22 protein-coding genes are annotated in these 22,543 nt (G+C 59.8%); 11 read left to right on the top strand and 11 right to left on the bottom strand.

All coding sequences use genetic code 11. The features are described 5' to 3' along the window. Nucleotides 1-10 precede the first annotated feature (10 nt). Both glgA and ASD32_RS06210 read right to left on the bottom strand, forming a co-directional pair. Nucleotides 11-1,489, bottom strand: a complete 1,479-nt coding sequence (gene glgA / locus ASD32_RS06215) for a glycogen synthase GlgA (protein WP_060637152.1) — start codon at nucleotides 1,487-1,489, stop codon at nucleotides 11-13. A gap of 249 nt (nucleotides 1,490-1,738) precedes the next feature. After that, nucleotides 1,739-1,978 carry a DUF2934 domain-containing protein gene (locus tag ASD32_RS06210; RefSeq protein WP_060637151.1) on the bottom strand — a complete coding sequence of 80 codons (240 nt, stop codon included), beginning with the start codon at nucleotides 1,976-1,978 and terminating at the stop codon, nucleotides 1,739-1,741. A 318-nt stretch (nucleotides 1,979-2,296) separates the two neighbouring features. Here ASD32_RS06210 and ASD32_RS06205 point away from each other — a divergent pair, with 318 nt between their 5' ends. Further along, nucleotides 2,297-2,665 carry a hypothetical protein gene (locus ASD32_RS06205; RefSeq protein WP_060637234.1) on the top strand — a complete coding sequence of 123 codons (369 nt, stop codon included), beginning with the start codon at nucleotides 2,297-2,299 and terminating at the stop codon, nucleotides 2,663-2,665. 11 nt (nucleotides 2,666-2,676) lie between these two features. Here ASD32_RS06205 and ASD32_RS06200 read toward each other — a convergent pair whose 3' ends face one another. The 5 genes from ASD32_RS06200 to ASD32_RS06180 form a co-directional block, all read right to left on the bottom strand. After that, a complete protein-coding gene (locus ASD32_RS06200) occupies nucleotides 2,677-3,357 on the bottom strand; it encodes an MnmC family methyltransferase (protein WP_060637150.1) in 681 nt (226 codons plus the stop codon). A gap of 84 nt (nucleotides 3,358-3,441) precedes the next feature. Next, on the bottom strand, nucleotides 3,442-4,488 hold the full coding sequence (locus ASD32_RS06195) for a glutathione synthase (protein ID WP_060637149.1): 1,047 nt from the start codon (nucleotides 4,486-4,488) through the stop codon (nucleotides 3,442-3,444). A gap of 8 nt (nucleotides 4,489-4,496) precedes the next feature. After that, nucleotides 4,497-6,395, bottom strand: a complete 1,899-nt coding sequence (locus ASD32_RS06190; RefSeq protein WP_060637148.1) for a flavohemoglobin expression-modulating QEGLA motif protein — start codon at nucleotides 6,393-6,395, stop codon at nucleotides 4,497-4,499. Next, nucleotides 6,392-7,213 carry an N-formylglutamate amidohydrolase gene (locus ASD32_RS06185; protein WP_060637147.1) on the bottom strand — a complete coding sequence of 274 codons (822 nt, stop codon included), beginning with the start codon at nucleotides 7,211-7,213 and terminating at the stop codon, nucleotides 6,392-6,394. Before ASD32_RS06185 ends, ASD32_RS06190 begins: the two co-directional genes overlap by 4 nt. Before the next feature lie 172 nt (nucleotides 7,214-7,385). Beyond that, a complete protein-coding gene (locus ASD32_RS06180) occupies nucleotides 7,386-8,066 on the bottom strand; it encodes a TetR/AcrR family transcriptional regulator (protein ID WP_060637146.1) in 681 nt (226 codons plus the stop codon). A gap of 128 nt (nucleotides 8,067-8,194) precedes the next feature. Here ASD32_RS06180 and ASD32_RS06175 point away from each other — a divergent pair, with 128 nt between their 5' ends. Beyond that, complete coding sequence (locus ASD32_RS06175) at nucleotides 8,195-8,458, top strand: hypothetical protein (RefSeq protein WP_060637145.1); 264 nt, start codon at nucleotides 8,195-8,197, stop codon at nucleotides 8,456-8,458. Nucleotides 8,459-8,556: 98 nt separating this feature from the next. Here ASD32_RS06175 and pncB read toward each other — a convergent pair whose 3' ends face one another. Continuing rightward, entirely contained in the window at nucleotides 8,557-9,861 is a 1,305-nt protein-coding gene (pncB, locus tag ASD32_RS06170) for a nicotinate phosphoribosyltransferase (RefSeq protein ID WP_060637144.1), read from the bottom strand. 262 nt (nucleotides 9,862-10,123) lie between these two features. Between pncB and ASD32_RS06165 the strand changes: the two genes are divergently transcribed. The 5 genes from ASD32_RS06165 (at nucleotide 10,124) to ASD32_RS06145 (ending at nucleotide 15,670) form a co-directional block, all read left to right on the top strand. Further along, on the top strand, nucleotides 10,124-10,909 hold the full coding sequence (locus ASD32_RS06165) for a DeoR/GlpR family DNA-binding transcription regulator (RefSeq protein WP_060637143.1): 786 nt from the start codon (nucleotides 10,124-10,126) through the stop codon (nucleotides 10,907-10,909). Next, nucleotides 10,906-11,673, top strand: coding sequence for a triose-phosphate isomerase (locus ASD32_RS06160; protein WP_060637142.1), 768 nt, complete (start codon nucleotides 10,906-10,908; stop codon nucleotides 11,671-11,673). Before ASD32_RS06165 ends, ASD32_RS06160 begins: the two co-directional genes overlap by 4 nt. Nucleotides 11,674-11,701: 28 nt before the next feature. Next, nucleotides 11,702-12,139, top strand: a complete 438-nt coding sequence (locus ASD32_RS06155; RefSeq protein ID WP_060637141.1) for an RpiB/LacA/LacB family sugar-phosphate isomerase — start codon at nucleotides 11,702-11,704, stop codon at nucleotides 12,137-12,139. A gap of 228 nt (nucleotides 12,140-12,367) precedes the next feature. Then, nucleotides 12,368-14,053 carry an aspartate-alanine antiporter gene (gene aspT / locus ASD32_RS06150; protein WP_060637140.1) on the top strand — a complete coding sequence of 562 codons (1,686 nt, stop codon included), beginning with the start codon at nucleotides 12,368-12,370 and terminating at the stop codon, nucleotides 14,051-14,053. A 27-nt stretch (nucleotides 14,054-14,080) separates the two neighbouring features. Further along, nucleotides 14,081-15,670: a bifunctional aspartate transaminase/aspartate 4-decarboxylase gene (locus ASD32_RS06145; RefSeq protein ID WP_060637139.1), complete on the top strand. Its 1,590-nt coding sequence runs from the start codon at nucleotides 14,081-14,083 to the stop codon at nucleotides 15,668-15,670. A gap of 97 nt (nucleotides 15,671-15,767) precedes the next feature. Here the strand turns inward: ASD32_RS06145 and ASD32_RS06140 are convergent, their stop codons facing one another. After that, complete coding sequence (locus ASD32_RS06140; protein ID WP_060637233.1) at nucleotides 15,768-16,082, bottom strand: DUF6074 family protein; 315 nt, start codon at nucleotides 16,080-16,082, stop codon at nucleotides 15,768-15,770. A gap of 350 nt (nucleotides 16,083-16,432) precedes the next feature. Here ASD32_RS06140 and ASD32_RS06135 point away from each other — a divergent pair, with 350 nt between their 5' ends. From ASD32_RS06135 to ASD32_RS06125, 3 genes are read left to right on the top strand one after another with little or no spacing between them, the layout of a single operon-like run. Next, the gene (locus tag ASD32_RS06135; RefSeq protein ID WP_060637138.1) at nucleotides 16,433-16,987 is read left to right on the top strand and encodes a MaoC family dehydratase; all 555 of its coding nucleotides are present in this window, start codon (nucleotides 16,433-16,435) and stop codon (nucleotides 16,985-16,987) included. After that, complete coding sequence (locus tag ASD32_RS06130) at nucleotides 16,988-18,148, top strand: CaiB/BaiF CoA-transferase family protein (RefSeq protein ID WP_060637137.1); 1,161 nt, start codon at nucleotides 16,988-16,990, stop codon at nucleotides 18,146-18,148. Further along, entirely contained in the window at nucleotides 18,145-19,275 is a 1,131-nt protein-coding gene (locus tag ASD32_RS06125) for an extracellular solute-binding protein (protein WP_060637136.1), read from the top strand. Before ASD32_RS06130 ends, ASD32_RS06125 begins: the two co-directional genes overlap by 4 nt. Before the next feature lie 36 nt (nucleotides 19,276-19,311). Here ASD32_RS06125 and ASD32_RS06120 read toward each other — a convergent pair whose 3' ends face one another. Continuing rightward, nucleotides 19,312-20,148 (bottom strand): amidohydrolase, encoded by an 837-nt coding sequence (locus tag ASD32_RS06120; RefSeq protein ID WP_060637135.1) that lies wholly within the window; start codon nucleotides 20,146-20,148, stop codon nucleotides 19,312-19,314. Nucleotides 20,149-20,242: 94 nt separating this feature from the next. Continuing rightward, nucleotides 20,243-21,028, bottom strand: a complete 786-nt coding sequence (locus tag ASD32_RS06115) for an IclR family transcriptional regulator (protein ID WP_060637134.1) — start codon at nucleotides 21,026-21,028, stop codon at nucleotides 20,243-20,245. Nucleotides 21,029-21,196: 168 nt separating this feature from the next. Here ASD32_RS06115 and ASD32_RS06110 point away from each other — a divergent pair, with 168 nt between their 5' ends. Next, complete coding sequence (locus ASD32_RS06110) at nucleotides 21,197-22,513, top strand: extracellular solute-binding protein (RefSeq protein WP_060637133.1); 1,317 nt, start codon at nucleotides 21,197-21,199, stop codon at nucleotides 22,511-22,513. Nucleotides 22,514-22,543: the final 30 nt, after the last annotated feature.

Genomic DNA, 22,543 nt, shown 5'->3' with positions numbered 1-22,543 from the left:
CGCGGCGCCGTTATTCTGCAGCCTTCACGCGCGGAACGGACCGCGTCTTGCGGGCCGGAATGAGCTGCGCGTAAAGTGCCGCATATTGCTCGGCACTGCGCTCCCAGGAGAAATTGGCCTTCATTCCCTGGTTCTGCAGCCGGGCCCATTTCTTCGGTTCACGATAGGCTGCAAAGGCGCGGTGGATGGAGAGACGGAGGTTTTCCGCCGTTGCCGGATGGAACTGGAAGCCGGTTGCCACCCGCGCCGAAATCGCCGCGTCATTGGCATCGATGATGGTTTCCGACAGGCCGCCGGTGCGCGACACGACCGGAACCGCACCGTACCGCAGAGCATAGAGCTGGGTAAGCCCGCAAGGCTCAAAGCGCGATGGCTGGATGATGACATCGCTGCCACCGTGGATGAGATGTGCCGTCGCCTCGTCATAGCCGACACGCACGCCGATGCGATCGGGATGCCGGCCGGCAGTCGCCAGAAGCGCCGTCTCGATATGTTCCTCACCCTTGCCCAGCACGATCAGACGGCCGCCCAGCGCTGCGATTTCTTCTGCCACCTCCGCCAGCATGTCACCGCCTTTTTGCCATGTCAGCCGGGTTACGGCGGCAAAGACGGGTCCGGGGCCATCGTCGAGGCGAAAGGTCTCCAGGAGTTTTGCGCGGTTCTGTCCCCGCTGCCTGATCCTCTTGTGATCGTAATTGACAGGCAGGTAGGCATCCGTGGCCGGGTTCCAGATATCCATGTCGATGCCGTTGACGATCCCGGTCAAGGTGCGCGGACGCGAGCTCAGCGCCCCTTCCATGCCCATGCCGAGTTCCGGACCGATGACTTCACGCGCATAGGTGGGGCTCACCGTCGTGATGGCGCTGGCGGTACGGATGCCGCCCTTCAGATAGCTGACATCGCCGTAATATTCGAGGCAATCGAGGGAGATTGCTTCCGGCGGCAGGCCGATCTGGTTGACGACCGAAGTCGGGAACTGTCCCTGGAATGCCAGGTTGTGGATCGTCAGGACGCTTGGAACCTTCCGGGCATTGCTGGAATAGTGCATGTAAACCGAGGTCAGCGCGGTCTGCCAGTCATGGGTGTGAACGACATCGGGAGACCAGTTGGCCAGCAACCCGCCGGCAATGGCCGATGCCACATAAGACAGGACGGCAAACCGTTTCCAGTTGTCGGGATGATCGTGGCCGGTTTCGTCGAGATAAGGACCGCCTGGCCGGTTGTAGAGGGAAGGCGCATCGAGGATTAAAAGATCGAGCTGTTCATAGCGCGCTTCAAGCAACGAGGCAGGAGCGCCGAACAGGTCAGGGAAGAAATAGATCTGGCGGGCGTCGGGAAGCTTCGAAAACAGTTGCGGGTAGCCAGGCACCAGCGTGCGCGTATAGCAATTATAGCCCTCCAGGGCCTTGGGCAGCGAGCCTGTCACATCTGCAAGCCCGCCGGTCTTGATCAATGGAAAGACTTCCGACGTCACCGATAGTATCTTCACGCAGGTCACGTTCCTTGTAGCACCGGCCTTGGATCACCGGTTATTAACGACGCAGCTGCGACACGACGCAGGCCGCAAAGACATGATGTTGCAAAGCGATGACGATGTCCCCCGAAAAGCGCATCGCAAGCGCAAAAAGTTTTTGCATCGCAAAATAAAGCGATGGACGTGCTCTGATTTTCGTTCACTCCCGCATGTTTTTAGATGCTGACGTAAAACCGAAGCAGCGAGAGGAGAGCTTTCAAAGAATTATGTAGTTTTGCTGCGCTTGCGGGCAGCCGGTTTGACTGGTTCTTCGGGGACAGCGGCTTTTGGTTTGACGGCCTTGGCTTTCTTTTTCGGAGTATCGCCGCCTGAAGCGCCAGCTTCCTCCGTCAGTTCCCGCAGGGCCTGCAGCCAATGCACATCATGACTTCCAGCAGGGCGGCCATTGGATTCCCAAAGGGCATAGGCTCGCAATCTGATGTCGTCTTCACTGATCTCCGTCATCTATTTTTACCCTTGTCGAAATGGCCACATAGAAACTTGTGCGCGAGCGCTTGGTTCCCAGGGAACACCGTTTAAGACCAACATATCGCGTTCAATATCCGCCACGATCAAACCTCGCGTCAAAGCAGAATGACACGCCGTAAGACCAGGTGCCAGACGCGGTTTGAAAAACTGTTCTGCGATGACGGTGCGTGACGTGCGCCGGCATCAAACCACAACCAGCGAAACGCGTTTTCTCGCAAGGCTATGGAACCAAAAGCGCTCATAACCGTTATGACCGGCGCACCGGCATGGGGGCCGGCGTTTCAGGAGTTTATCATGAAAAAATTCGTGCTTGCCTTGGTGCTGCTGGCCTCCCCGGCTGCTGCACAGACGGTGAAGGTTGAAGATATGTGCGTGAAGGTCGCCAAGAATCTGCTGATGACCGAGACCCTGCACACCGGCGTCGTTCAGTCCTTTCCCGAACTCAAGCCGCCAGGCGCGCGCATGACCTATTCGACCCGCGACGGCGTCGAAAAGAAGGACATGGTCGATACGATCGAATGCCAGTTCGAGAGCGCCACGGCACCGTTCCGGCTGAAAAAGTTCTGCCTGTCGAGCACCTGCTATTCCGCCGATGAAAAGAACGAGGAAAACAAGCGCCGGTTCGATGAAGTGCGTATCCTCCTGGAACGCGAAGGCCTCTGACGGAAAGAGCGTCAGGCCACCTTTTTCGTGGCCATCCAGATGACATGGCGCGCGCCACGGCCCTTGGTGCTGGCGCGCACCGACAATTCCTCGACCACGAAGCCGGCCTGCTTCAGCCTGCGCGTGAAGGCGGCATCGGGCGCTGACGACCAGACGGACAAAACACCGTTGGGCCTGAGCGCCTTGCGCGCCTCGCGTAGCCCGGCGACGCTGTAGAGATCGTCGTTTGCCCTGCGGGTCAGTCCCTCCGGCCCGTTATCAACGTCGAGAAGGATCGCGTCATAGTCTCCGGTTGCCGACTGAATGAGGCGGCCGACATCGCCTTCGCGGATCGTTACCCTTGCATCATCCACACAGCCGGCAAACACCGCCGCCATCGGCCCGCGCGCCCAGGCAACGACGGCAGGCACCAGTTCGCCCACCGTGATCCGGGCATCCAGCGGCAGTTCGACGAGGGCAGCGCGCAGCGTAAAGCCCATGCCGAGCCCGCCGATCAGCATATGCGGTTTTGAATGGGTGCGGATACGCTCATGGGAAAGACGAGCCAACGCCTCCTCAGAGCCGCTCAACCGGCTGTTCATAAGTTCGATCGTGCCGAGCATAATCGAAAATTCGGTTCCGCGCTGCTTCAGCCGCAGCTCGCCGCCGCCATCGGGCATGATCGCTGTGTCAATGAGGGTCCAGGGTATCACGGCGCTTCCAATCGTTGAGGCCGCCCGCGATAGCACAGATGATCAGCAAAAACAGCCTGGAGCATCTGCGAACGGAACCAACTGCTATAGCGTTGCGAGCGCCCGGTTCGACATGGTGCCGCCATAGGCTTTGCGGATGGCGGCCTTCTTCTCCAGGGCCTCGATAATATCCTCGGAAAAGTCCACCTTGTGCATGGCGGCGATGTCTGGAATTCCGCCCGGCGTGAAGACGTTGATCTCGAGGATCTTGTCGCCGACAATGTCGAGGCCGACCAGGAACATGCCGTCTTCGATCAGCTTGGGGCGCACCATCTCGGCAACGGCCAGGATGTCATCGGTGATCTTAACCGCTTCTGCCGTACCGGCCGCATGCATGTTGGAGCGCACTTCGCCCTTGGCCGGAACACGGCGGAAGGCGGCATAGGCGCCGTCGCGCTGCAGCGGCTTGCCGTTCATCATGAAGAAACGGATATCACCGGCCTTGGCTTCGGGCAGATAGCCCTGCGCGATCAGGTACCCTTCGCCACTCACCGCCTCGAAAATCTGGTTGAGATTGGCATCGTCGGGGGTGGCAATCTTGAAGACGTTCTTGCCACCCGAGCCCTGCAGCGGCTTGAGGATCACGCCCTTGCGATGGTCGGCAATGAAGGCGCGGATTTCCTCGATACTCTTGGAGATCAAAGTCTCCGGACGCACGGCCTCGGGAAAGCCCTGGAAATAAAGTTTATTCTGCGCAAGTGCCAGGCCAGCCGGGTCGTTGACGACGATCGAGCCGCGTTCGCTGGCAAGGCGTCCGAACATGGCGCCGATATGCGCGGCCCATGGCCGGTCGTCGGAATCCAGCGACGGGTCGTTGCGCAGGAAGATGACATCGACCTCGCGAACGTCGATCGTCTGGACCTTGGCATTCTTGCCCTGGAATCCCTCGTGGAATGCCTGCGCATTCTTGTATTTTCCTGCGGCAACGGTGGTTGCCCGTACCATCAGGCTGTCATCGGCACGCAGGACGAAATCGCCCGGCGCGATGTAACAGACGTCGTGGCCACGCGCGAGCGCTGCCATCGCCAACCCAGTCGTGGTAAAATGAGGTTCCTCGCTTTCGATCGAATTGACGAAAAATGCGACGCGCATGGTGGCTCCTAACTGATGATCATATCCAGGGGGTTCAGTCCTGCCCGCGCCTTGTCCAGGCGGGCTTGTGCTTGCGGATGGGTGAGAAAGGCAGGGCGGATGACGGGCGCCTTGAGCAGGCCGCGCAGGCTCAATTCCTGCATCACCCGGAAATGCGACGCGGAAATCTTGCCCATCCAGAACGGGTCGAGGGCGCCGCCCGTTTTCAGATGGCCAAGCAGTTCCAACAGGCCACGCAGATAGATCGCATCCTTGGCCAGGCCGCCGCCGCGATAGATTCGCATGGCGAGATGAAAGGCAGCAACCGGTCCAAACCGGTGTTCATCGACGAGCATGGCGTAAGTGCCGGTAAACGGCCGCCCCTCCAGCATCGCCGCACAGGCAACGACCCTGGCGGCAATCAGGCGCAATCGCCCGACCGTCATGCCGCCGGCCATATATTCGGAAAAGACTGCAAGACCTTCCTGCATGCCCTCATAACCGGCCAGACCGGAGCGGAAGAGCCGCAGCCCCTGTGCCGAGCCGTTGAAATAGGTGAGGAGATGCACGCCGATCTCGTGGCTCAGCAGCGCATGCACCCGTGCCTTCGGCATCAGGGTCTGGCGGGAGATGAGCAGGCGTTCGCCTGACACCATAAGGCCGGACGGCAGGTCGTCGCGTAGCTCGATTTCCGCTGCAAAATCCGGATATTGCCGGTGATAATCGCCGATCATGGCGCGCGCGGCCCCAGCGACCTCTTCGCAATCGGCAGTCTGCGGATCGTCCTCGACATCATCGCCATCGTCGGCAAACGAAGCCGTCTTTACGAGGATATCGGTGGCGGCCCGGTGGAGCGGAAGCTCGACCGGACCATAGAGCGCGCGGCCATATTCGACGAAGCGGCTGGTTTCGCGGGCGGAGATCAAGGACAGCTGGAGGTCCAGTTCCTGCTGTTTCTCACGGTAGAGATGGTAGAGAACCGGATCCTCGAAGCGATCGAATGCGACGGAGAAGAGCTTGCGTTTTTCTGCCTCGACCTGCACCGACAGCGGCCGGTAGAGAAACTGCGGTTCCTGCTTGAACTTTGCCGCCTTGAACGCCTTCCAGGCGGCGTCCGTGTTGATCGGCGTGACCGCCAGCAAGAAATCGAAGCTCGAGGCCACTTCATCCATGCTGCGGTCGGCGCGGCTGACGGCATCGACGAAAGCCTTGCGGCCGAGCGCCCGGTGTGTGGTCAGCTTCAGGCTCTGGGTCACGCCGACAAAGGCTGCGAAAGCCTTTAGTCCGGCATCAAAGATATTGGCAACGAGGCGTTCACGCAGATCGGGGTAGATATTGCCGGATTCCGGCGCCTGGTAGATCGGTGCAAAGCGGACGGCAACCAGCGGGAAGCAGGTTTGCGCTGCGAGCGCTGCCGCTTGAGCGTCGGCCTCCAGGTCGAACCGGTTGACATGCGGAGTGCGGAACTTGACTTCGCCGACATCGGCACCCTCAGCCAAAGCCGAACCAGCCTTCTGCGCTGCCGGGTCGCCGGTCGCGGCGATGCCGATCTCAAAGGGCGGCAGATAGGGAGCGTCGTCGGTGATCAGCGTGTCATGATCGAACTCATCGATATCCAGAAGCAGAAACGCCCCGAAACGGTCGCGCAGCACACCGCCGACAGCCAGGATGATCGGCAGCGCCTCGCTGATATCCTCGACGATCAGATAGGACGCATTGGCTGCAGCGATATCGCGCGCCGCCAGATCTTCCCTGCCCTTGGCAATATGAACGGAGAGAAAAGGCAGAGGCCGGTCGATATGCAAGCGGCCGCCATTGTCAAAATCCTTGCGGACCGATTTGTCCGTGCGGATGCAATCGAGGATGTCTTCCAGCCATTGCGGATGACGGCTTGCCGCCTGCGGCTGTTTGCGGTGCGGGCTGGTCATGGCCGCGCTCGCAGGCTTTCCAAAAGGACAGGAAGCGACTGGCGGATCATTTCGCGCATCGCGGCCAGCGCCTCAAGGTCCGGTTCCCCGGTCCATTCGTCCATGAAGAATTTCTTGAACTCGATGGCGATGGCACATCCGGTTTCGGGAAACCGCTCATGCACGAAACGGGTCTGCTCGCCCTTGCCCTGAAAGGCGATGTTTTCACGCACATCCATCGGCTCGCCACGAAACCGGAAGCGGCGCAGCTGTTCGATGAAGGGATCGAGCACGTCCGCCCAGCGCTCGCGGTCCATTGAAGATGTGCCAATGTTGATCTGTGGCGCCTTTTCGAACGGCATTTCAGGGCCGTCCGCCCCGTCGCGGCGGTGATTGTAGCTGTGCATGTCGAGTACAACGAAGGAGCCGAACTGCTGTTCGACGCCGCGAAAATAATTCTCCAGCATCGCATAATAGGCATCATGTACGCCAAGCGAGGCCGCAATCGCGTCCTCCGGCAGCGGCCTTGACCAGACCTTCAAACCCCAAGCCTGTTCCGGAGTCAGATAGATTGCGCCGTCACGCGCCCGGTTGAGATCGATTTCGAAACGGGAGCGATGAAAGACGATGCGGTTTGGCAGGTCGCGGATGAAAAATTCGGTGAACGGGTCTTCCTCACGCAGCCGCTCCGCGTCGCTGAGACCAAGATGGTCTCCAAGCGCGTTGCGGATATGATGGCCGTTGTGGATGGCCGTGCCGACGATCGGCGAGGAGCCACGATGGGCTGTCCACCAATCTGCAGGGTCCGGAGTGACGGTGAAGTCCTGTATGGGGGACATGCTGTCCTTCTCGTTGGCGTGCGCCGCAGGGCTGCGGCTAAAGGCGCAAAGGCTGCGCTTTCAATCAATGAGTAAATGGGCACGGGGCCTTATTGTTCCATCGAAAGCTTCGAGGGTGACAACAATCAGCCTATGCGAGCAATATCCGACATGCCACTAGGCAGCTGTGAATTCAGGCGACTGTTTCGGCAGCTACCTTTGCCGGCTGGCGGAACGAGGCGATGGCCGCTTCGCAAGCCCGCATGAACCGCATCGACGGGCCTTCGCTGCCGGTGGCAAGCTTGCTCACCTGCGCGCCCTCCATCAGCATCGACAGCGTGTCGGATAGCAGCTCCGGTTCGCTGACGCCGGCATCGCGACAGAGCTGTTCGAGACGGCGGCGTTGCGCAAGCTTGAAGTTCTCGATCACCACATGGGCCGGATGCCCCTGCTCTTTCAGTTCGACGGCGGCATTGGCCAGGTCGCAACCATATTTGTTATCGGCCAGACATTGTGCCCGGGCTTTCACCCAGCTCTGCAGCTGCGCCATCGGATCCTTGGGATGGTCGGCTTCGAGCTGGTCCCAGAAGGCCGCCGCTTTGTCGGATGTGAACCTGAGTGTCTCGCAAATCAGGTCGTCCTTCGAGCCGAAATGACGGTACAGCGTCATCTTGTTGGTCTCGGCCGCCTCGGCGATCGCATCGACGCCAATACCGCGGATGCCGTGTTGCCGGAACAGCTCACAAGCCGTTGAAACGATACGGTCCCGCGGCGCCGGACGCGCCTGCACACAGTCACCTTTTTCCAGCCTTACATCGGCCGGTTTCGGAGACGATACGGATTTCGAATTTTTATCGGCAAAGCTTCTTGACATAGGTGTGACCGGTCGGTAACTATTCAGGTGTTACTTACTGGTAACACCACATGAAAACGATGTCAAGTTTGAGACACCGGATGGGACCCGCCCGCCGGAAAAGACGACGAACCCGAAGGAATACCCCAATGCACCAGGCAAACAGCGATCTGACGATCCACGAGGTCCTGACAGACCCGATGATCCGTGCCGTCATGCGTGCGGACGGCGTCACGACCAATGAAATGAAAACGCTCCTCTACTCCGCTGCCAGCGCGCTGCGCGAAATGCAGCCGGGAACGGTGAGCGCCAAAAATCATACGACCAACCTGCTTGCAGCGCCCAAGCGCCGCCTGCTGTCGATGGTACACCCGCTCGCTTCGCGCTCCGACTGCCTCCGCATGAGCGCGTAACGGAACTAAAGTTCTCCCGGCGCATCCCCCAAGAATGCGCACGCAAACCCAGCCGGGCACCTCCGCCGGCTGGGTTTTTCGTTATGAAGGGTTGCCGCTCAGACCTTGACGGCCAGCTCGGCAAAATCTTCCGTTCCGAAGTACTTGAGATAGCGTTCGACCTCGGAAGGCTCACCCGTCGCCTTGCGGGGATTGTCCGACAGTTTGACCGCTGGATGGCCGTCGGCATCGATCACCTTGCAGACGATGGAAATCGGGTTGAGGCCGCTGATCTGGGTCGGCGCGCATCCGGCAAAATCATTGGTCAGGTTGGTGCCCCAGCCGAAGCTCATGCGCACGCGTCCCTGAAAATGCTCGTAGGTTTCCAGGATCGTTTCGACATCCAGGCCGTCGGAAAAGATCAGCAGTTTTTCCTTGGGGTCGCGTCCCATCTTCTTCCACCAGGCAATGATCTTTTCGCCGCCCTCGATCGGCGGCGCGCTGTCCGGCCGGAAACCGGTCCAGTCGGCGACCCAGTCGGGCGCATTGCGCAGGAATGCCGCCGTGCCGAAGGCGTCCGGCAGGACGATCAGAAGGTTGCCGCCGTAAAGCTGGTTCCAGTCCTGCAGAACCTTGTAGGGTGCCGCCCCAAGCTCTGCATCGGTGCGGGCAAGCGCTGCCGCCACCATCGGCAGTTCGTGGGCGTTGGTGCCGAGCGCTTCCAGATCGGTATCCATGGCCAGAAGCACGTTGCTGGTGCCGGAAAAGGATTTGCCGATGCCTTCCTTCAGCGCCTCGACGCACCAGCGCTGCCACAGGAAGCTGTGGCGACGGCGCGTGCCGAAATCGGAAATCCGCAGGTCTGGATGGGTCTTCAACTGCTCGACCTTGGACCACATCTTGGCTTTGGCGCGAGCATAGAGCACATCCAGCGCAAATGGCCCCATATCCTTCATCGCCGTGCGGGAGCGCAGCTCGTTGATGATCGCCAGCGCCGGGATCTCCCACATGGAGGTGTGGGTCCACTTGCCGGGAAAGGTCAATTCATACTGACCGTGCTTGCGCGAAAGCTCGTAGTCCGGCAGCTGGAAATCGGCGAGCCAGGCGAGGAAATCCGGCGCGAAGATCTGCTTGCGGCCATAGAAGGTGTTGCCGGCGAGCCAGATCATTTCCTTCTTGGTAAACCGCAGGCCGCGGACATAATCCAGTTGCTCGCGCAGTTCCTGCTCGTCGATCTCGTCGGTCAAGAGAACCGTTTTCGTCCGGTTGATCACCGAGAAGGTCGCATCGACATCCGGATAGAGCCGCCAGATCATCTGCAGCATCAGGAGTTTGTAGAAATCCGTGTCGAGCAGGCTGCGCACGACCGGATCGAGTTTCCAGGCGTTGTTATAGACCCGGCGAGCGATGTCGGTCTTGGTCATGAATGGTCTCTCCCGCTCCGGCACTGCGTCCGGTTCTCCGCAACAGTCATGGCACGGCATTCGCCCCTGCCGCAACAGGCTGATGCAACAAAGCAATTTCCCTCAAGCCGTAAAAACCGGCCAGCCCTGATCGGACGCCGCAGCGCCGTCCGTAAACATCACATTGTAACATTAAAATATCACAAAATACCATTTATACAGTTGAAATTCTCACAGATATCGTTATATCTCACGGGTGAATAGGCCACGCGAAAGCATCCCGATGAAGCCCGAAGACCGGCGCCAGGCGATCATGGATATCCTGATGGAAACGGGCTCGGCTTCGGTCGAGGATCTGGCCGGCCGTTTTGCCGTCAGCAAGATGACCGTGCACCGCGATCTCGATGACCTCGAACAGGCAGGCCTTCTGCGCAAGGTGCATGGCGGGGCCTCTATCCAGTCGAGCCCGCAGTTCGAAAGCGATTTCCGTTATCGCGAGAAGATTGCAGCGGAGGAAAAGCGGCGGCTGGCACAGCATGCCGCCTCGCTGATCGAACCGGGCCAGATCATCATCATCGACGATGGATCGACGGCAGGCGGCGTTGCCGATTATCTCAAGGAGATCCGGCCGCTGACGGTGATCACCAACAATCTCGGCGTGATCAACAAGCTGGCAACGGTCGCCGGCATCGATGTGATCTCGCTCGGCGGCCAGTATTCGAAAAAGTTCAACGGCTTCTTCGGCATCACCACGGAGGAGGCCCTGCGCTCGCTGCGCGCCGATATGGCATTCCTGTCCAGCTCGGCCATTCATGGCGCATCCGCGTTTCATCAGGATCAGGAAGTGGTCCAGACCAAGCGGCAGATGATGCAGTCGGCGGCACGCAGCGTTCTGCTCGTCGATCACGGCAAGTTCGGCAAATCCGCCCTGCACTTTCTGACTGGGCTCGATGCATTCGGCATGGTGCTGACCGGCGCCGAAATCGAACCGTCCTTCGAGCAAGGCCTCAAGGAAGCCGGGATCAAGCTTCACAAGATCAGCGGAAAGACCGCGGAGGAAACACGATGACAAAGACATCCGTCTGGGTTGGAACCAGCTGGAAGATGAACAAGACGCTCGCCGAGGCGATGGTCTTTGCCGATGGGCTGGCGGAGGCTGATGCGGAACGAGACAACCGCGTCCAGCGTTTCGTCATCCCGCCGTTCACGGCCACGCGTCAGGTGAAGGAGCGGCTTGCCGCAACCAGCGTCAAGGTCGGCGCGCAGAACATGCACTGGGATGATGCCGGCGCCTGGACCGGCGAAATCTCGCCGGTCATGCTGAAGGATTGCAATCTCGATATCGTCGAGCTCGGCCATAGCGAGCGGCGCGAGCATTTCGGCGAGACGGACCGCACGGTCGGCCTGAAGACGGCCGCTGCCGTCCGGCACGGCCTGATCCCGCTCATCTGCATCGGCGAAACGCTGGCCGAGCGCGAGGCCGGCCAAGCCACTACGGTCCTGCGCCGCCAGGTCGAAGGCGCGCTCGCGCTGCTCGACGGCGCTGACAAGGTAAAGCCGGTGCTTCTGGCCTATGAGCCGGTCTGGGCGATCGGCGTCAACGGCATTCCGGCCTCTGCCGATTATGCCGATGAACGTCATGCGGAGATTGCCGAATGGGCGAAGGCAAGCCTGGGCGTTTCCGTTCCGGTTCTCTACGGCGGCAGCGTCAATCCCGGCAATTGCGAGGAGCTGATTGCCAAACCACATATTGACGGCCTGTTCATCGGCCGCTCGGCCTGGGACGTCTCAGGCTATCTCGACATCCTCAAACGCGTCGCATCGGCGCTCTGAAACAACAGTCAACGGAAGGATTAAAGCCATGAAAATCGCAATCGGCGCCGACAGCGCGGGCAAGCCGCTTCTCGACATCATCGAAGCCCATCTCGCCACCAAGAGCGGCCTTGAAGTCTCCAATCTCAGCCAGTCCGGCTTTTATGCCGACCTGTCCAAGGGTTTGGCCGAAACCATCGTCAACGGTCAGAACGACCGTGGTATCCTCATCTGCGGGACCGGCATTGGCGTCTCGATCTCTGCCAACAAGGTGCCGGGCATCCGCGCCGCCCTCACCCATGATACCTATTCGGCAGAACGCGCCGCCAAATCCAACAATGCCCAGATCATCACCATGGGCGCCCGCGTCATCGGCCCGGAACTGGCCAAGGCCATCGTCGATAAGTGGCTGGAATCCGAATTCGATCCGAACGGCTCGTCGGCAGGCAATGTCGAGGCAATCGACCGCCTCGACGCTGGCAAGTAACGGTCTGATCACACCGCTTCCGCAGGACATGTAGATCCTCCCTCAGGTCCTGCAGAATGAACGCCCGGCGAAAATGCCGGGCGTTTTCGTTTTTTTGGCAATGAGTCTCAAATCTGCACAAAAGCTGAACTGCGTTAATCTTCCCGCGCAAGTTTTTTATTGACCCCGCCGCAACCCTCGTTTCTGATCAAATTATGGCGCACAAGCAGCATTGATCCGGAGGGGCCTATGTCATTCCTGCAGTCGATTTTTCAACAATCTCCTGAAATTGCTCTGTTTCTTTCCCTGGCCGGTGGATATTGGATCGGCAAGTTCCAATTCGGAAAATTCCAGCTCGGCGGTGTCGCCGGCTCGCTTCTGGTTGCAGTCGTGCTCAGCCAGATCGGCATCACCATCGACAACGGCATCAAGGCCGTCCTTTTCGCGCTGTTCATTTACGCCGTCGGCTTCGAGAGTGGCCCGCAATTCTTCCGCTCGCTTGGACGCAAGTCGATCCGTGAAATCGTCATGGCTGCCGTGCTTGCCATCAGCGGGCTTGTGACCGTCGTCGTGCTCGCCAAGATGTTTGGTCTCGACAAGGGACTTGCAGCCGGCATCGCCGCCGGTGGCCTCACCCAATCGGCGATCATCGGCACCGCCAGTTCAGCCATCGGCAAGCTCGGCCTTGCCGCTGACGAAACGCAACGCCTGCAGGCCAATGTCGCGATCGGCTATGCCGTCACCTATATTTTCGGCTCCTTCGGGGCGATCATCGTCTGCGTCAACATCCTGCCCTGGTTCATGGGCCGCAGCATCCGGGACGAGGCGGTCAAGGCCGAGGCCGAGATGCTGGCGGGCGCCAAGGTCTATGGACCTGGGGAAACCCCTGCCCTTCCCGATCTCGTCGGACGGCTGTTCCAGGTTCGCCAGGCTGCTGGGCGCACGATCGCGGAAATCGAAAGGAGCGCAACCGGAGCAGCACTTGCCATCGAGCGGGTAAAGCGCGCGGGCGCCATCATCGGCGTCGAACCCGATCTCAAATTGCAAACCGACGACATTGTTCTCGTTGTCGGCCGCCGCGCAGGCGTGGTCGGCATGGCAGACACGATCGGGCCTGAAACCCAATCTTCCGACGGCATGGACATGGTCGTGGCGACGCGGGATGTCGTCGTCGGCAACAAGGAGTTTGCCGGCAAAACGGTTGCCGAGATCATCGAGGCGACCAAGGAGTTGCGCCACGGCGTCTTCGTGCTCCAGGTCAAGCGCGGCGGCAACCCGCTGACGCTCGTAGCCGATACCCGCATCGAGGCGGGTGACCTCGTCACCGTGCACGGATTGCAGGAAGACCTGCAGCGCATCGCCAAGCGGGTGGGCACCGTGATCACCCCCAGCGACAAGACCGATTTCGTCTTCCATGGGCTGGGTATCGTCATCGGTTTGCTGATCGGCCTTGCGGTCATCCGCATCGGCTCCATTCCGCTGACGCTCGGCAGCGGCGGCGGCGCGCTGCTCGCAGGCCTCGCCTTCGGCTGGTACCGCAGCCGAAACATGACGCTCGGCAATATGCCGACGGCCGCCTCGACATTGCTGCGCGATCTCGGCCTTGCCGGCTTCGTCGCTGTCGTCGGGCTGCAATCCGGTCAACAGGCCGTGCACACGATCGCGGCAAACGGCATGTCGATCTTCCTGATCGGCGTCGTCGTCACCATCCTGCCGCTGATCATCACCATGCTCGTCGGCCGCTACATCCTGCGCTACGACAATACCGCCATCTTCGCCGGTGCGCTTTCCGGCTCACGCAGCGCCAATCCCGCCTTTGGCGAAATCCTCGACAAGGCAGGAAATACCGTCCCCACCACACCCTTCGCCATTACCTACGCGCTCGCCAACGTCTTCCTGACACTGCTTGGCCCGCTCGTCGTCGCCTTCGTCTGATCCTGTGACTTAGCAAGGAGTGAACCTATGACCGACTATAGCAGCTTCGCCAAACTGAGCCCGTTCGAGCTCAAGGACGAACTGATCAAGCTGGCTTCGGCCAAGGAAAACCGGACCATGCTGAATGCCGGGCGCGGCAATCCGAATTTCATGGCCACCCTGCCACGCCGCGCCTTCTTCCGGCTCGGGCTTTTTGCCGCTGCGGAGTCCGAGCTGTCCTATTCCTACATGCAGAAATGGATCGGCGGCCTACCCAATATCGAAGGCATCGAGGCGCGCTTCGAGCGTTTCACGACCGAGAACCGCGATCAGGCCGGCGTTGCCTTCCTGCAGCGGTCGCTCAGCTATGTCCGCGACCAGCTTGGTCTCTCCGGCTCGCAATTCCTGCATGAAATGGTCGAAGGCATTCTCGGCTGCAACTATCCCGTCCCGCCGCGCATGCTGAAGATCAGCGAGCAGATCGTGCGCCAATATATCGTCAGGGAGATGATTGGCGGCTCGCTTTCGGCTGGTAGCGTCGATGTCTTCGCCGTTGAAGGCGGCACGGCGGGGATGACCTATATCTTCAACACGCTGAAGCAGAACGGCCTCGTCACCAAGGGCGACAAGGTGGCGATCGGCATGCCGGTCTTCACGCCCTATATCGAAATTCCGGAACTGGACGAATACGGCCTGAAGGAAGTGGCGATCAATGCCGATCCCAAACAGGGCTGGCAATATACCGACGAGGAACTGGAAAAGCTGAAGGACCCTGACATCAAGGTGTTCTTCTGCATCAACCCCAGCAACCCGCCGTCGGTGAAACTCGACGACCGCAGCCTCAACAAGCTCGCCGATATCGTCAAGAACCACCGCCCGGACCTGATCATCCTGACCGATGACGTCTACGGCACCTTCGCCGATGACTTCCGCTCGCTGTTTGCCATTTGCCCGAACAACACCATCCTGGTCTATTCGTTCTCGAAATATTTTGGCGCGACCGGCTGGCGCCTCGGCGTGATTGCCACCCACCAGAACAATATCCTCGATGGCAAGCTGCGGGAATTGCCCAAGACGACCAAGACCGCGCTGGACCGCCGCTATGGCTCTCTGCTGCCGGATGTCAGCTCGCTGAAATTCATCGACCGGCTGGTGGCCGACAGCCGCACCGTTGCGCTCAATCATACCGCCGGCCTATCGACGCCGCAGCAGGTGCAGATGGTCCTGTTCTCGCTGTTTGCGCTGATGGACGAGAACGATGTCTACAAATCGACCTTAAAGAAGGTGATCCGCAACCGTGAGGCCGCACTTTACCGCGAACTCGGAATTCCTGTCACCGACAACCCGAATTCGGTCGATTACTATACCTTGCTCGACCTGGAAGAGATTGCGCTGAAACTTTACGGCGCGGAATTTGCAAAATGGGTCAAGGCGGAATTCTCCACCAACGAACTGCTGTTCCGCATTGCCGACGAGACGGGGATCGTGCTCCTCCCCGGCCGCGGCTTTGGCACCCAGCAACCGGCCGGACGCGCCTCGCTCGCCAATCTCAATGAATTCGAATATGCGGCGATCGGCCGTTCGCTGCGCGCCATGGCAGACGAATATTACGCGGTGTTCAAGAAAAAGAAGACATAACCGGCTTGTTACAATTGCAAAAGGGCAGCCCGGCTGCCCTTTTCTATGCCCTGACCCAAGGCATCGAAGTCTTGATGTTTCCGACCGGAGAGACTGATCAGGAATTGAGCGTGTAGCCGTCCTGCGCCTCAGCTGCCAGACGGTCCGAATAACGCCGCATCATCTCGACCTGGACCTCCGTCTGGAACGACAGGACCTGATTGCGGACAGCGTCTTCACCGACGCCGAGATTGCTCAGGCGTTCGGCCAGTGCGCGGCATTCTCTTTTCCAATATTGCAGAGCTTCCTCGCCATGGACGTTTTCAAGCTCGCGCGCGCAGCGTCTGATGGTGCTGGCCTGTCCCGACAGGGGAAACGGTACGACCCGTTCTTCCGTTTCCGAAAAACGCACATCCTTCAACGCAGCACTCATCAGGCGGTTCTCCATGTTGGTGATTCTGATTTACAAAGCATATAGTTAACGCTTGGTATCCAGCGCCTGGCTTTGCTGGTTTTAGCGGCCGAAAAAGCCCTTTCAGCCGGAATGGAGTGTTCCATCCGGCTTATCCGTCATCTTGCACATCCCATTTACAATTCAGCCCCTCCCTCACCTCGCACCTCGTTTTTCGTGCGGGCAATCGTTTTCGCCACCTGCACGCAGGCTTAAAGCGCCGGTTCACGCTTGCAAAAATCATCCATATGTGAAAATCTTCTTTACATAAGAAAATTGGAGGTACGCTTGGATATGACAGAGCGAGACGGAATTCGCGCGGCAGGAACGCCATGAGCGCGACTGCACCCACCGTTGGCGTGTCCTCCACCCACCCTTCCGACATGCCGGAAGACCATGCTTCGCTTCCGGTCTGGAATGCTGAAAACTGGTTCTACGAGGATTGGCCGGCAGGACAGCGCATCCGCTCCTTGCGGCGCACGATGGCCGAAGGCGACAGCCACATGTTCAACATGCTGGTCACCGATATTCACCCTTATGTACAGGATCAGATGTTTGCCGAGCGCGAGGGCATTTTCGGCAAGCGGCTGATTGCGGGAGCCTTCGTGTTCTCAGCCGGCCTCGGGCTTGTCGCCACCAATTGCGTCAACGCCTTTTCCTATGGCTATGACAAGCTGCGCTTTATCAAGCCGGTCTTCATCGGCGACACGATCTACGCGATCCGCACCAATTTCGAGAAGACGCCGCGCTATAAGGACATGGGACTGATCCGCGCCAGCTATGAAATCTTCAAGGGTGAAGGCGAACTGGTGCTCTACTGCGAGCATCTGCAGACCGTGAAATACAAGAACCCCGCCGATTTTGCCGGCAAGACGGAAAAACAATAAATGCCAGCCGATACCGACCTACCCCTCGCCGGCCTGATCGTCGTCGATCTCAGCCAGTTCCTGTCCGGACCCTATTGCTCCCTAAGGCTGATGGATCTGGGTGCCCGCGTCATCAAGATCGAACGGCCGGATGGCGGCGACCTGTCGCGGCGGCTTTATCTCAGCGACACCGAGATCGGCGGCGATTCCACCATTTTCCATGCAATCAACCGCGCCAAGGAAAGCCTGTCCATCGATCTGAAGGACGAGAAGGATCTGGCTGCGCTGCGGACGTTGCTTGCCCAGGCCGATGTGCTGATCCAGAATTTCCGGCCGGGCGTGATCGAACGGCTGGGGCTGAATTACGAGGCCGTCAAGGCGATCAACCCACGCCTGGTCTATGCGTCGATCAGCGGTTACGGCGAGGAAGGCCCCTGGGTCAAACGGCCCGGACAGGACCTCCTGGCGCAATCGCGCTCCGGCGTGATGTGGCTGAACGGCGATGAAGACCAGGGACCTGTCCCGTTCGGCCTGGCGATCGGCGACATGCTGGCTGGTGCAGCACTTGCCCAGGGCATTCTCGCAGCGCTGGTGCGCCGCAGCGTCAAGGGCACCGGCAGCCATGTCGAGACCAGCCTGCTCGAAGCCCTCGTTGATTTCCAGTTTGAGGTGTTGACCACCCATCTCAACGACGGAAAGCGCTTGCCGAAACGGTCGAATTTCCGCAGTGCCCATGCCTATCTCTCTGCACCCTACGGCGTCTATGCCGCAGCCGACGGGTATCTTGCCATCGCCATGACGCCGATCCCGAAACTTGCCGACCTGCTCGGCATGGAGGAACTCGCGCCTTACCGCGACACCTCATCCACCTGGTTTACCGCCCGCGACGAGATCAAGGCGCTGATCGCCAAGCGCATCGCCACCAAGACGACGGATGAATGGCTGGCAATCCTGGAGCCGGCGGACATCTGGTGCGCCCGGGTGCTGAACTGGAACGAGCTTCTGGAAAGCGAAGGCTTTCAGGTTCTCGACATGCTGCAGACCGTGACCCGCGACGACAATATTTCCATCACGACGACCCGCTCGCCGCTGCGCGTCAACGGCGTGCGCGCCAAGGTCGATCGCGCCGCGCCGCGCATCGGCGAACATAGCCAGGCTATTCGCGAAGAGTTCGGCCTATGACCATCACACTCAAAGGCATGACCTGGAACCATCCGCGCGGCTACGATCCGATGGTCGCCTGTTCCAGCCGCTGGCTTGAGGACACGGGTGTCAAGGTCGAATGGGAAAAGCGGGCGCTGCAGGATTTCGAGACATTCCCCGTCGAAGAGCTGGCGCGGCAGTTCGATCTCATCGTCATCGATCATCCGCATGTCGGGCAGATCACCCATGAGAAATGCCTCTTGCCATTGGACGTAGCCGGGCGCGAGATCGAGCGAAATGCTCTGGCGGCAGCCAGTGTTGGGCAATCCTATCCGAGTTACACCTGGCAGGGCCGCCAATGGGCCTTTCCGATCGATGCGGCCACGCAGGTGCAGGCCTGGCGGCCCGATCTCATGGACACCCCACCCAAGAGTTGGGCCGAGGTGCTTGAGCTGGCACGGGCCGGCAAGGTTCTCATTCCGCTGCGCCCGCCCCATTCGCTGATGAGCTTTTACACGCTCTGCGGCAATCTCGGGCGGCCCTGCGCGGTCGAAGGTCCGGGGGACTTGGTCGATGTTGAAACGGGGGTACAGGTTTTTGAGATGCTGCGTGAAATCGAAGCTTTGATGGATCCGGCCTGTTTTGAAATGGACCCCATCGCCGTTCTCGAGCGAATGGCAGCACCCGAAGCAACCGCTGTCGCCGCGCCACTGATCTATGGTTATGTCAGCTATTCGGTGAAGGATTTCCGCCCACGCCTCATCCGCTTCGGCGACATTCCTCCTGCGGGTAAAAGCGGGCCGGTGGGCTCGGCACTGGGCGGGACCGGCATTGCCGTCTCGGCTTTTTCTGAAAACCCCGATGCCGCGATCGACTTTGCCTACTGGATCGCCAGCGGTGATGTCCAGAAAGCGGGGTATGCGGTAGCCGGCGGACAACCCGGCCATGCGTGGGCGTGGGAGGATGCCGCCGTCAACCTCGCCACCGCAGATTTCTATCGCGGCACCCGCGCAACGCTCGATGCCGCCTGGGTCCGGCCCCGTCATAACGGCTACATGGGCTTCCAGCAGGCGGCATCCGACCGCCTCAACGAGGGCCTGTTGCAGCGTCAATCCGCTAGGACGGTCGTCGGTGACATCAATCGATTGTTCGCGGAGAGCTTTTGATAAAAAGCAGGCCGGCGGATCACGCCGGCCGCCTGTTTATAGACGCCAAATCCTCTTGGCATTGCCCGACAGAAGCTGATCGCGCTCCGTTTGCGAACACCCGGCCAAAAGCGCATGCGTTGCAGCCGTCCAGGTCGACAGGCCGCCACCCAGCGTGCAGACCGGCCAGTCGCTGCCCCAGACAACACGCCCCCATCCGAACTGTGCGATCGTGTGCTCGACATAGGGACGCAGGGTTTCGACGGACCAGCTTTCCGCCTCCGCATAGGCGACGACGCCGGACATCTTGGCGGTCACATTCGGGCGTTTGGCGATCTCGCTCATATTGTCCCGCCACGGCTGGACCGCGCCGGACGCGATGGCCGGGACGCCGCAATGGTCGAGGATGAACTGAACGTCCGGCGCGAGATCGGCAAGCGCAATGGCGTTCGGAATCTGATGCGGCAGGACGCAAAGGTCGAAGGACAGGCCGGTTTCGCCAAGGCGCTTGATATTCTCGCGAAACAGTGCGCCTTCCGACACATCATCGGGCACGACGTGCAGCACGCGGCGAAAGCCCTTGACGAACGGGTTGGCGCGCTGACGTTCAAGATAAGCGGCAAAACCGGCCTCTTCCGGACGGCAGGCAGCGATTGCGCCGGTGATCAGGTTTCCAGGCTTTTTCGAAAGGCCTTGGATATAACCGATCTCGGCTTCGATCTCATTGGGATCGACATCGACTTCCATATGAAGTGCGGCCGCGATACCGCAGCGTTTCGCCTCGGTCGCATAGGTTTCGTAGAGAAAGTCATGATCCAGCGCCGGAACCCCTGACAGCCACGGATAGGCAAGTGCTGCCCTGTCGATCAGATGCAGATGGGTGTCGATGATCACTGGTCCGTTTCCTCCCCGGCGTCTCATTTAATTATTTCACATAGGAAGAGATCATTCAAATAAGAATTTTATCATTTCCCACATTGAAGCTTTCTCATTCCGAATGGTTCACGTCCGATCCGGCAAGCAGGGACAACTGGGCGGCAGTCTTTTGCAACAGCGCGATGCTTTCGGTTATATCAGGCGCAGACGGCGCGTTGACCAGAGCGATATAAGGGCAAGTCAATGCCGCAATACCGCGCCCGTCCGGTCCAAGGATCGGGGCAGACAGATTGTAGACGCCGGCGGTCTGGGCGCTGGCCATCATTTCATAACCGCGCTCGCGGATCCGGTCGAGCCGCTCGAAAAAATCGTCAGACAGCGGCGGTTCGGACTGGCTTTTGACATGCTCGGAGATCATCATCTGCCGCTCTTCCTCGCTGCGGAAGGCCAGTAGGACATGGCCTGATCCGGTGTCGAAAAGACTGATATGCGAGCCGACGCGGATCGAGATACCCCAGTAATCCGGGGCTTCCTGCTGCGCGATGACAACGGCGAAGCCACGGTCAAACACCGCCAGATGATTGGCCTGGCGGCTGCGCTGGGCAAGGTCTCGCATCAGCGGCGTTGCGTAGGATGCCAGTCGCCGGACAGGTGCGTGCAGTTGCGCCAAGCCGAACAGCTTCAGCGTCAGAGAATAACGATCGCCGTCGATCCGCGTGACATAGCCGCGCCGCACCAGCCGGTCGAGCATCCGGTAGAACTCGTTCGGGCTGCGCTCCAGCTTCTTGGAAATCTCGGCCTGCGTCAGTCCGCCATCGACGCCAGCCAAAAGCTCGAGAATATCGAGCCCCTTGTCGAGCGCTGGCGCGCGATAACGGTCGGATTCATCAGCGTCCATCAACACATCCCCCTGTGAATGAAACACTTCATATACGCATACGAGGCGCGCGACAAAGCAAAGTTGCGGCTTGACGCAACGGACCGTTTGCTGTTTGTATATAAATCAATTCCTCACAAATGAGGAATCCCTGCCATTGGGATGGTGAGGACGTGAGGAGGAAAAGTCATGAACAAGCTGCTTTCCGGCGTATCCGCCGGGGTAATGGTGTTTGCCTGCTCGGTCGCGGCGCAAGCTGCTGACCTGCCCGGCAAATTCGATGGCGTCACGATCGACGCAAAGCTCATCGGCGGCCAGCAATATGAAAAGCTCTACGAGCGCATCGGCGAGTGGGAAAAGGCGACGGGCGCCAAGGTCAACATTCTCTCGAAAAAGAACCATTTTGAGCTCGACAAGGAAATCAAGTCGGATATCGCCACCGGTGGCCTCAGCTGGTGCGTCGGCTCGAACCATTCGTCGTTTGCGCCGCAATATCCGGATATCTATACCGATCTGACGCCGCTGATCCCGGCCGAGGAACTTGCCAAATTCGTCCCGGCGCTGATTGCCGCCTCGACGCTTGACGGCAAGCTGGTCATGCTGCCGCGCGCCCAGTTCGACGTGTCAGCGCTCTATTATCAAAAGAGCCTCTATCAGGACGACGCCAAGAAGACGGCATTCAAGGCGAAGTACGGCTACGACCTGACACCCCCGGACACATGGGCACAGGTCACCGACCAGGCCGAGTTCTTCTCCGCGCCGCCGACTTTCTACGGCACGCAGTTTGCCGGCAAGGAAGAGGCGATCAACGGCCGCTTCTATGAGATGCTGGTTGCCGAAGGTGGCGAATATCTCGGCAAGGACGGCCGCCCGGCCTTCAATTCGGACGCCGGCGTGCGCGCGCTCGACTGGTTCGTCAATCTTTACAAGACCAAGGCCGTTCCGGCCGGGACCACCAACTATCTCTGGGACGATCTCGGCCAGGGCTTTGCCTCCGGCTCGATCGCGCTCAATCTCGACTGGCCTGGCTGGGCGAGCTTCTTCAACGACCCGAAGTCCTCCAAGGTCGCGGGCAATGTCGGCGTGAAGGTGCAGCCGGCCGGTTCGTCCGGCAAGCGCACCGGCTGGTCCGGTCACCATGGCTTCTCGGTCACGGAATCCTGCGCCAACAAGGAAGCCGCCGCATCGCTGGTCTGGTGGCTGACCAACGAAGACAGCCAGAAGCTGGAATCGGCGACCGGTCCGCTGCCGACACGCAGCGCCGTCTGGGATTTCAACATCAAGGCCGCCGAGGGCGACGCCTATAAGACCGAAGTGCTGCAGGCCTTCCAGGAAGCGGCAAAGAATGCCTTCCCGGTTCCGCAGACAGCCGAATGGATCGAGATTTCCAACTCGGTTTATCCCGAGCTGCAGGCTGCTATCCTTGGCGACAAGACCTCCAAGCAGGCGCTTGATGCGGCCGCCGAAAAGGCCACGGCCATCTTGCAGGATGCCGGCAAGCTTTGATTGAACTGATGCGGCGCCACGGCTGATGCC

It is taken from the genome of Rhizobium sp. Root483D2 (genome assembly GCF_001426685.1).
GTDB classification, from domain to species: domain Bacteria; phylum Pseudomonadota; class Alphaproteobacteria; order Rhizobiales; family Rhizobiaceae; genus Pararhizobium; species Pararhizobium qamdonense.
This window is presented reverse-complemented; position numbering and strand designations above follow the sequence as displayed.

Coding starts and splice junctions, on each gene's coding strand:
- ASD32_RS06185 (WP_060637147.1), bottom strand. CDS start 7,213: ATGTCCCCCATACAGGACTTCACCGTCACTCCGGACCCTGCAGATTGG.
- pncB (WP_060637144.1), bottom strand. CDS start 9,861: ATGACCAAGACCGACATCGCTCGCCGGGTCTATAACAACGCCTGGAAA.
- ASD32_RS06180 (WP_060637146.1), bottom strand. CDS start 8,066: ATGTCAAGAAGCTTTGCCGATAAAAATTCGAAATCCGTATCGTCTCCG.
- ASD32_RS06205 (WP_060637234.1), top strand. CDS start 2,297: ATGAAAAAATTCGTGCTTGCCTTGGTGCTGCTGGCCTCCCCGGCTGCT.
- ASD32_RS06125 (WP_060637136.1), top strand. CDS start 18,145: ATGACCATCACACTCAAAGGCATGACCTGGAACCATCCGCGCGGCTAC.
- ASD32_RS06155 (WP_060637141.1), top strand. CDS start 11,702: ATGAAAATCGCAATCGGCGCCGACAGCGCGGGCAAGCCGCTTCTCGAC.
- aspT (WP_060637140.1), top strand. CDS start 12,368: ATGTCATTCCTGCAGTCGATTTTTCAACAATCTCCTGAAATTGCTCTG.
- ASD32_RS06130 (WP_060637137.1), top strand. CDS start 16,988: ATGCCAGCCGATACCGACCTACCCCTCGCCGGCCTGATCGTCGTCGAT.
- ASD32_RS06165 (WP_060637143.1), top strand. CDS start 10,124: ATGAAGCCCGAAGACCGGCGCCAGGCGATCATGGATATCCTGATGGAA.
- ASD32_RS06175 (WP_060637145.1), top strand. CDS start 8,195: ATGCACCAGGCAAACAGCGATCTGACGATCCACGAGGTCCTGACAGAC.
- ASD32_RS06210 (WP_060637151.1), bottom strand. CDS start 1,978: ATGACGGAGATCAGTGAAGACGACATCAGATTGCGAGCCTATGCCCTT.
- ASD32_RS06190 (WP_060637148.1), bottom strand. CDS start 6,395: ATGACCAGCCCGCACCGCAAACAGCCGCAGGCGGCAAGCCGTCATCCG.
- ASD32_RS06195 (WP_060637149.1), bottom strand. CDS start 4,488: ATGCGCGTCGCATTTTTCGTCAATTCGATCGAAAGCGAGGAACCTCAT.
- ASD32_RS06160 (WP_060637142.1), top strand. CDS start 10,906: ATGACAAAGACATCCGTCTGGGTTGGAACCAGCTGGAAGATGAACAAG.
- ASD32_RS06135 (WP_060637138.1), top strand. CDS start 16,433: ATGAGCGCGACTGCACCCACCGTTGGCGTGTCCTCCACCCACCCTTCC.
- ASD32_RS06115 (WP_060637134.1), bottom strand. CDS start 21,028: ATGGACGCTGATGAATCCGACCGTTATCGCGCGCCAGCGCTCGACAAG.
- ASD32_RS06145 (WP_060637139.1), top strand. CDS start 14,081: ATGACCGACTATAGCAGCTTCGCCAAACTGAGCCCGTTCGAGCTCAAG.
- ASD32_RS06140 (WP_060637233.1), bottom strand. CDS start 16,082: ATGAGTGCTGCGTTGAAGGATGTGCGTTTTTCGGAAACGGAAGAACGG.
- ASD32_RS06110 (WP_060637133.1), top strand. CDS start 21,197: ATGAACAAGCTGCTTTCCGGCGTATCCGCCGGGGTAATGGTGTTTGCC.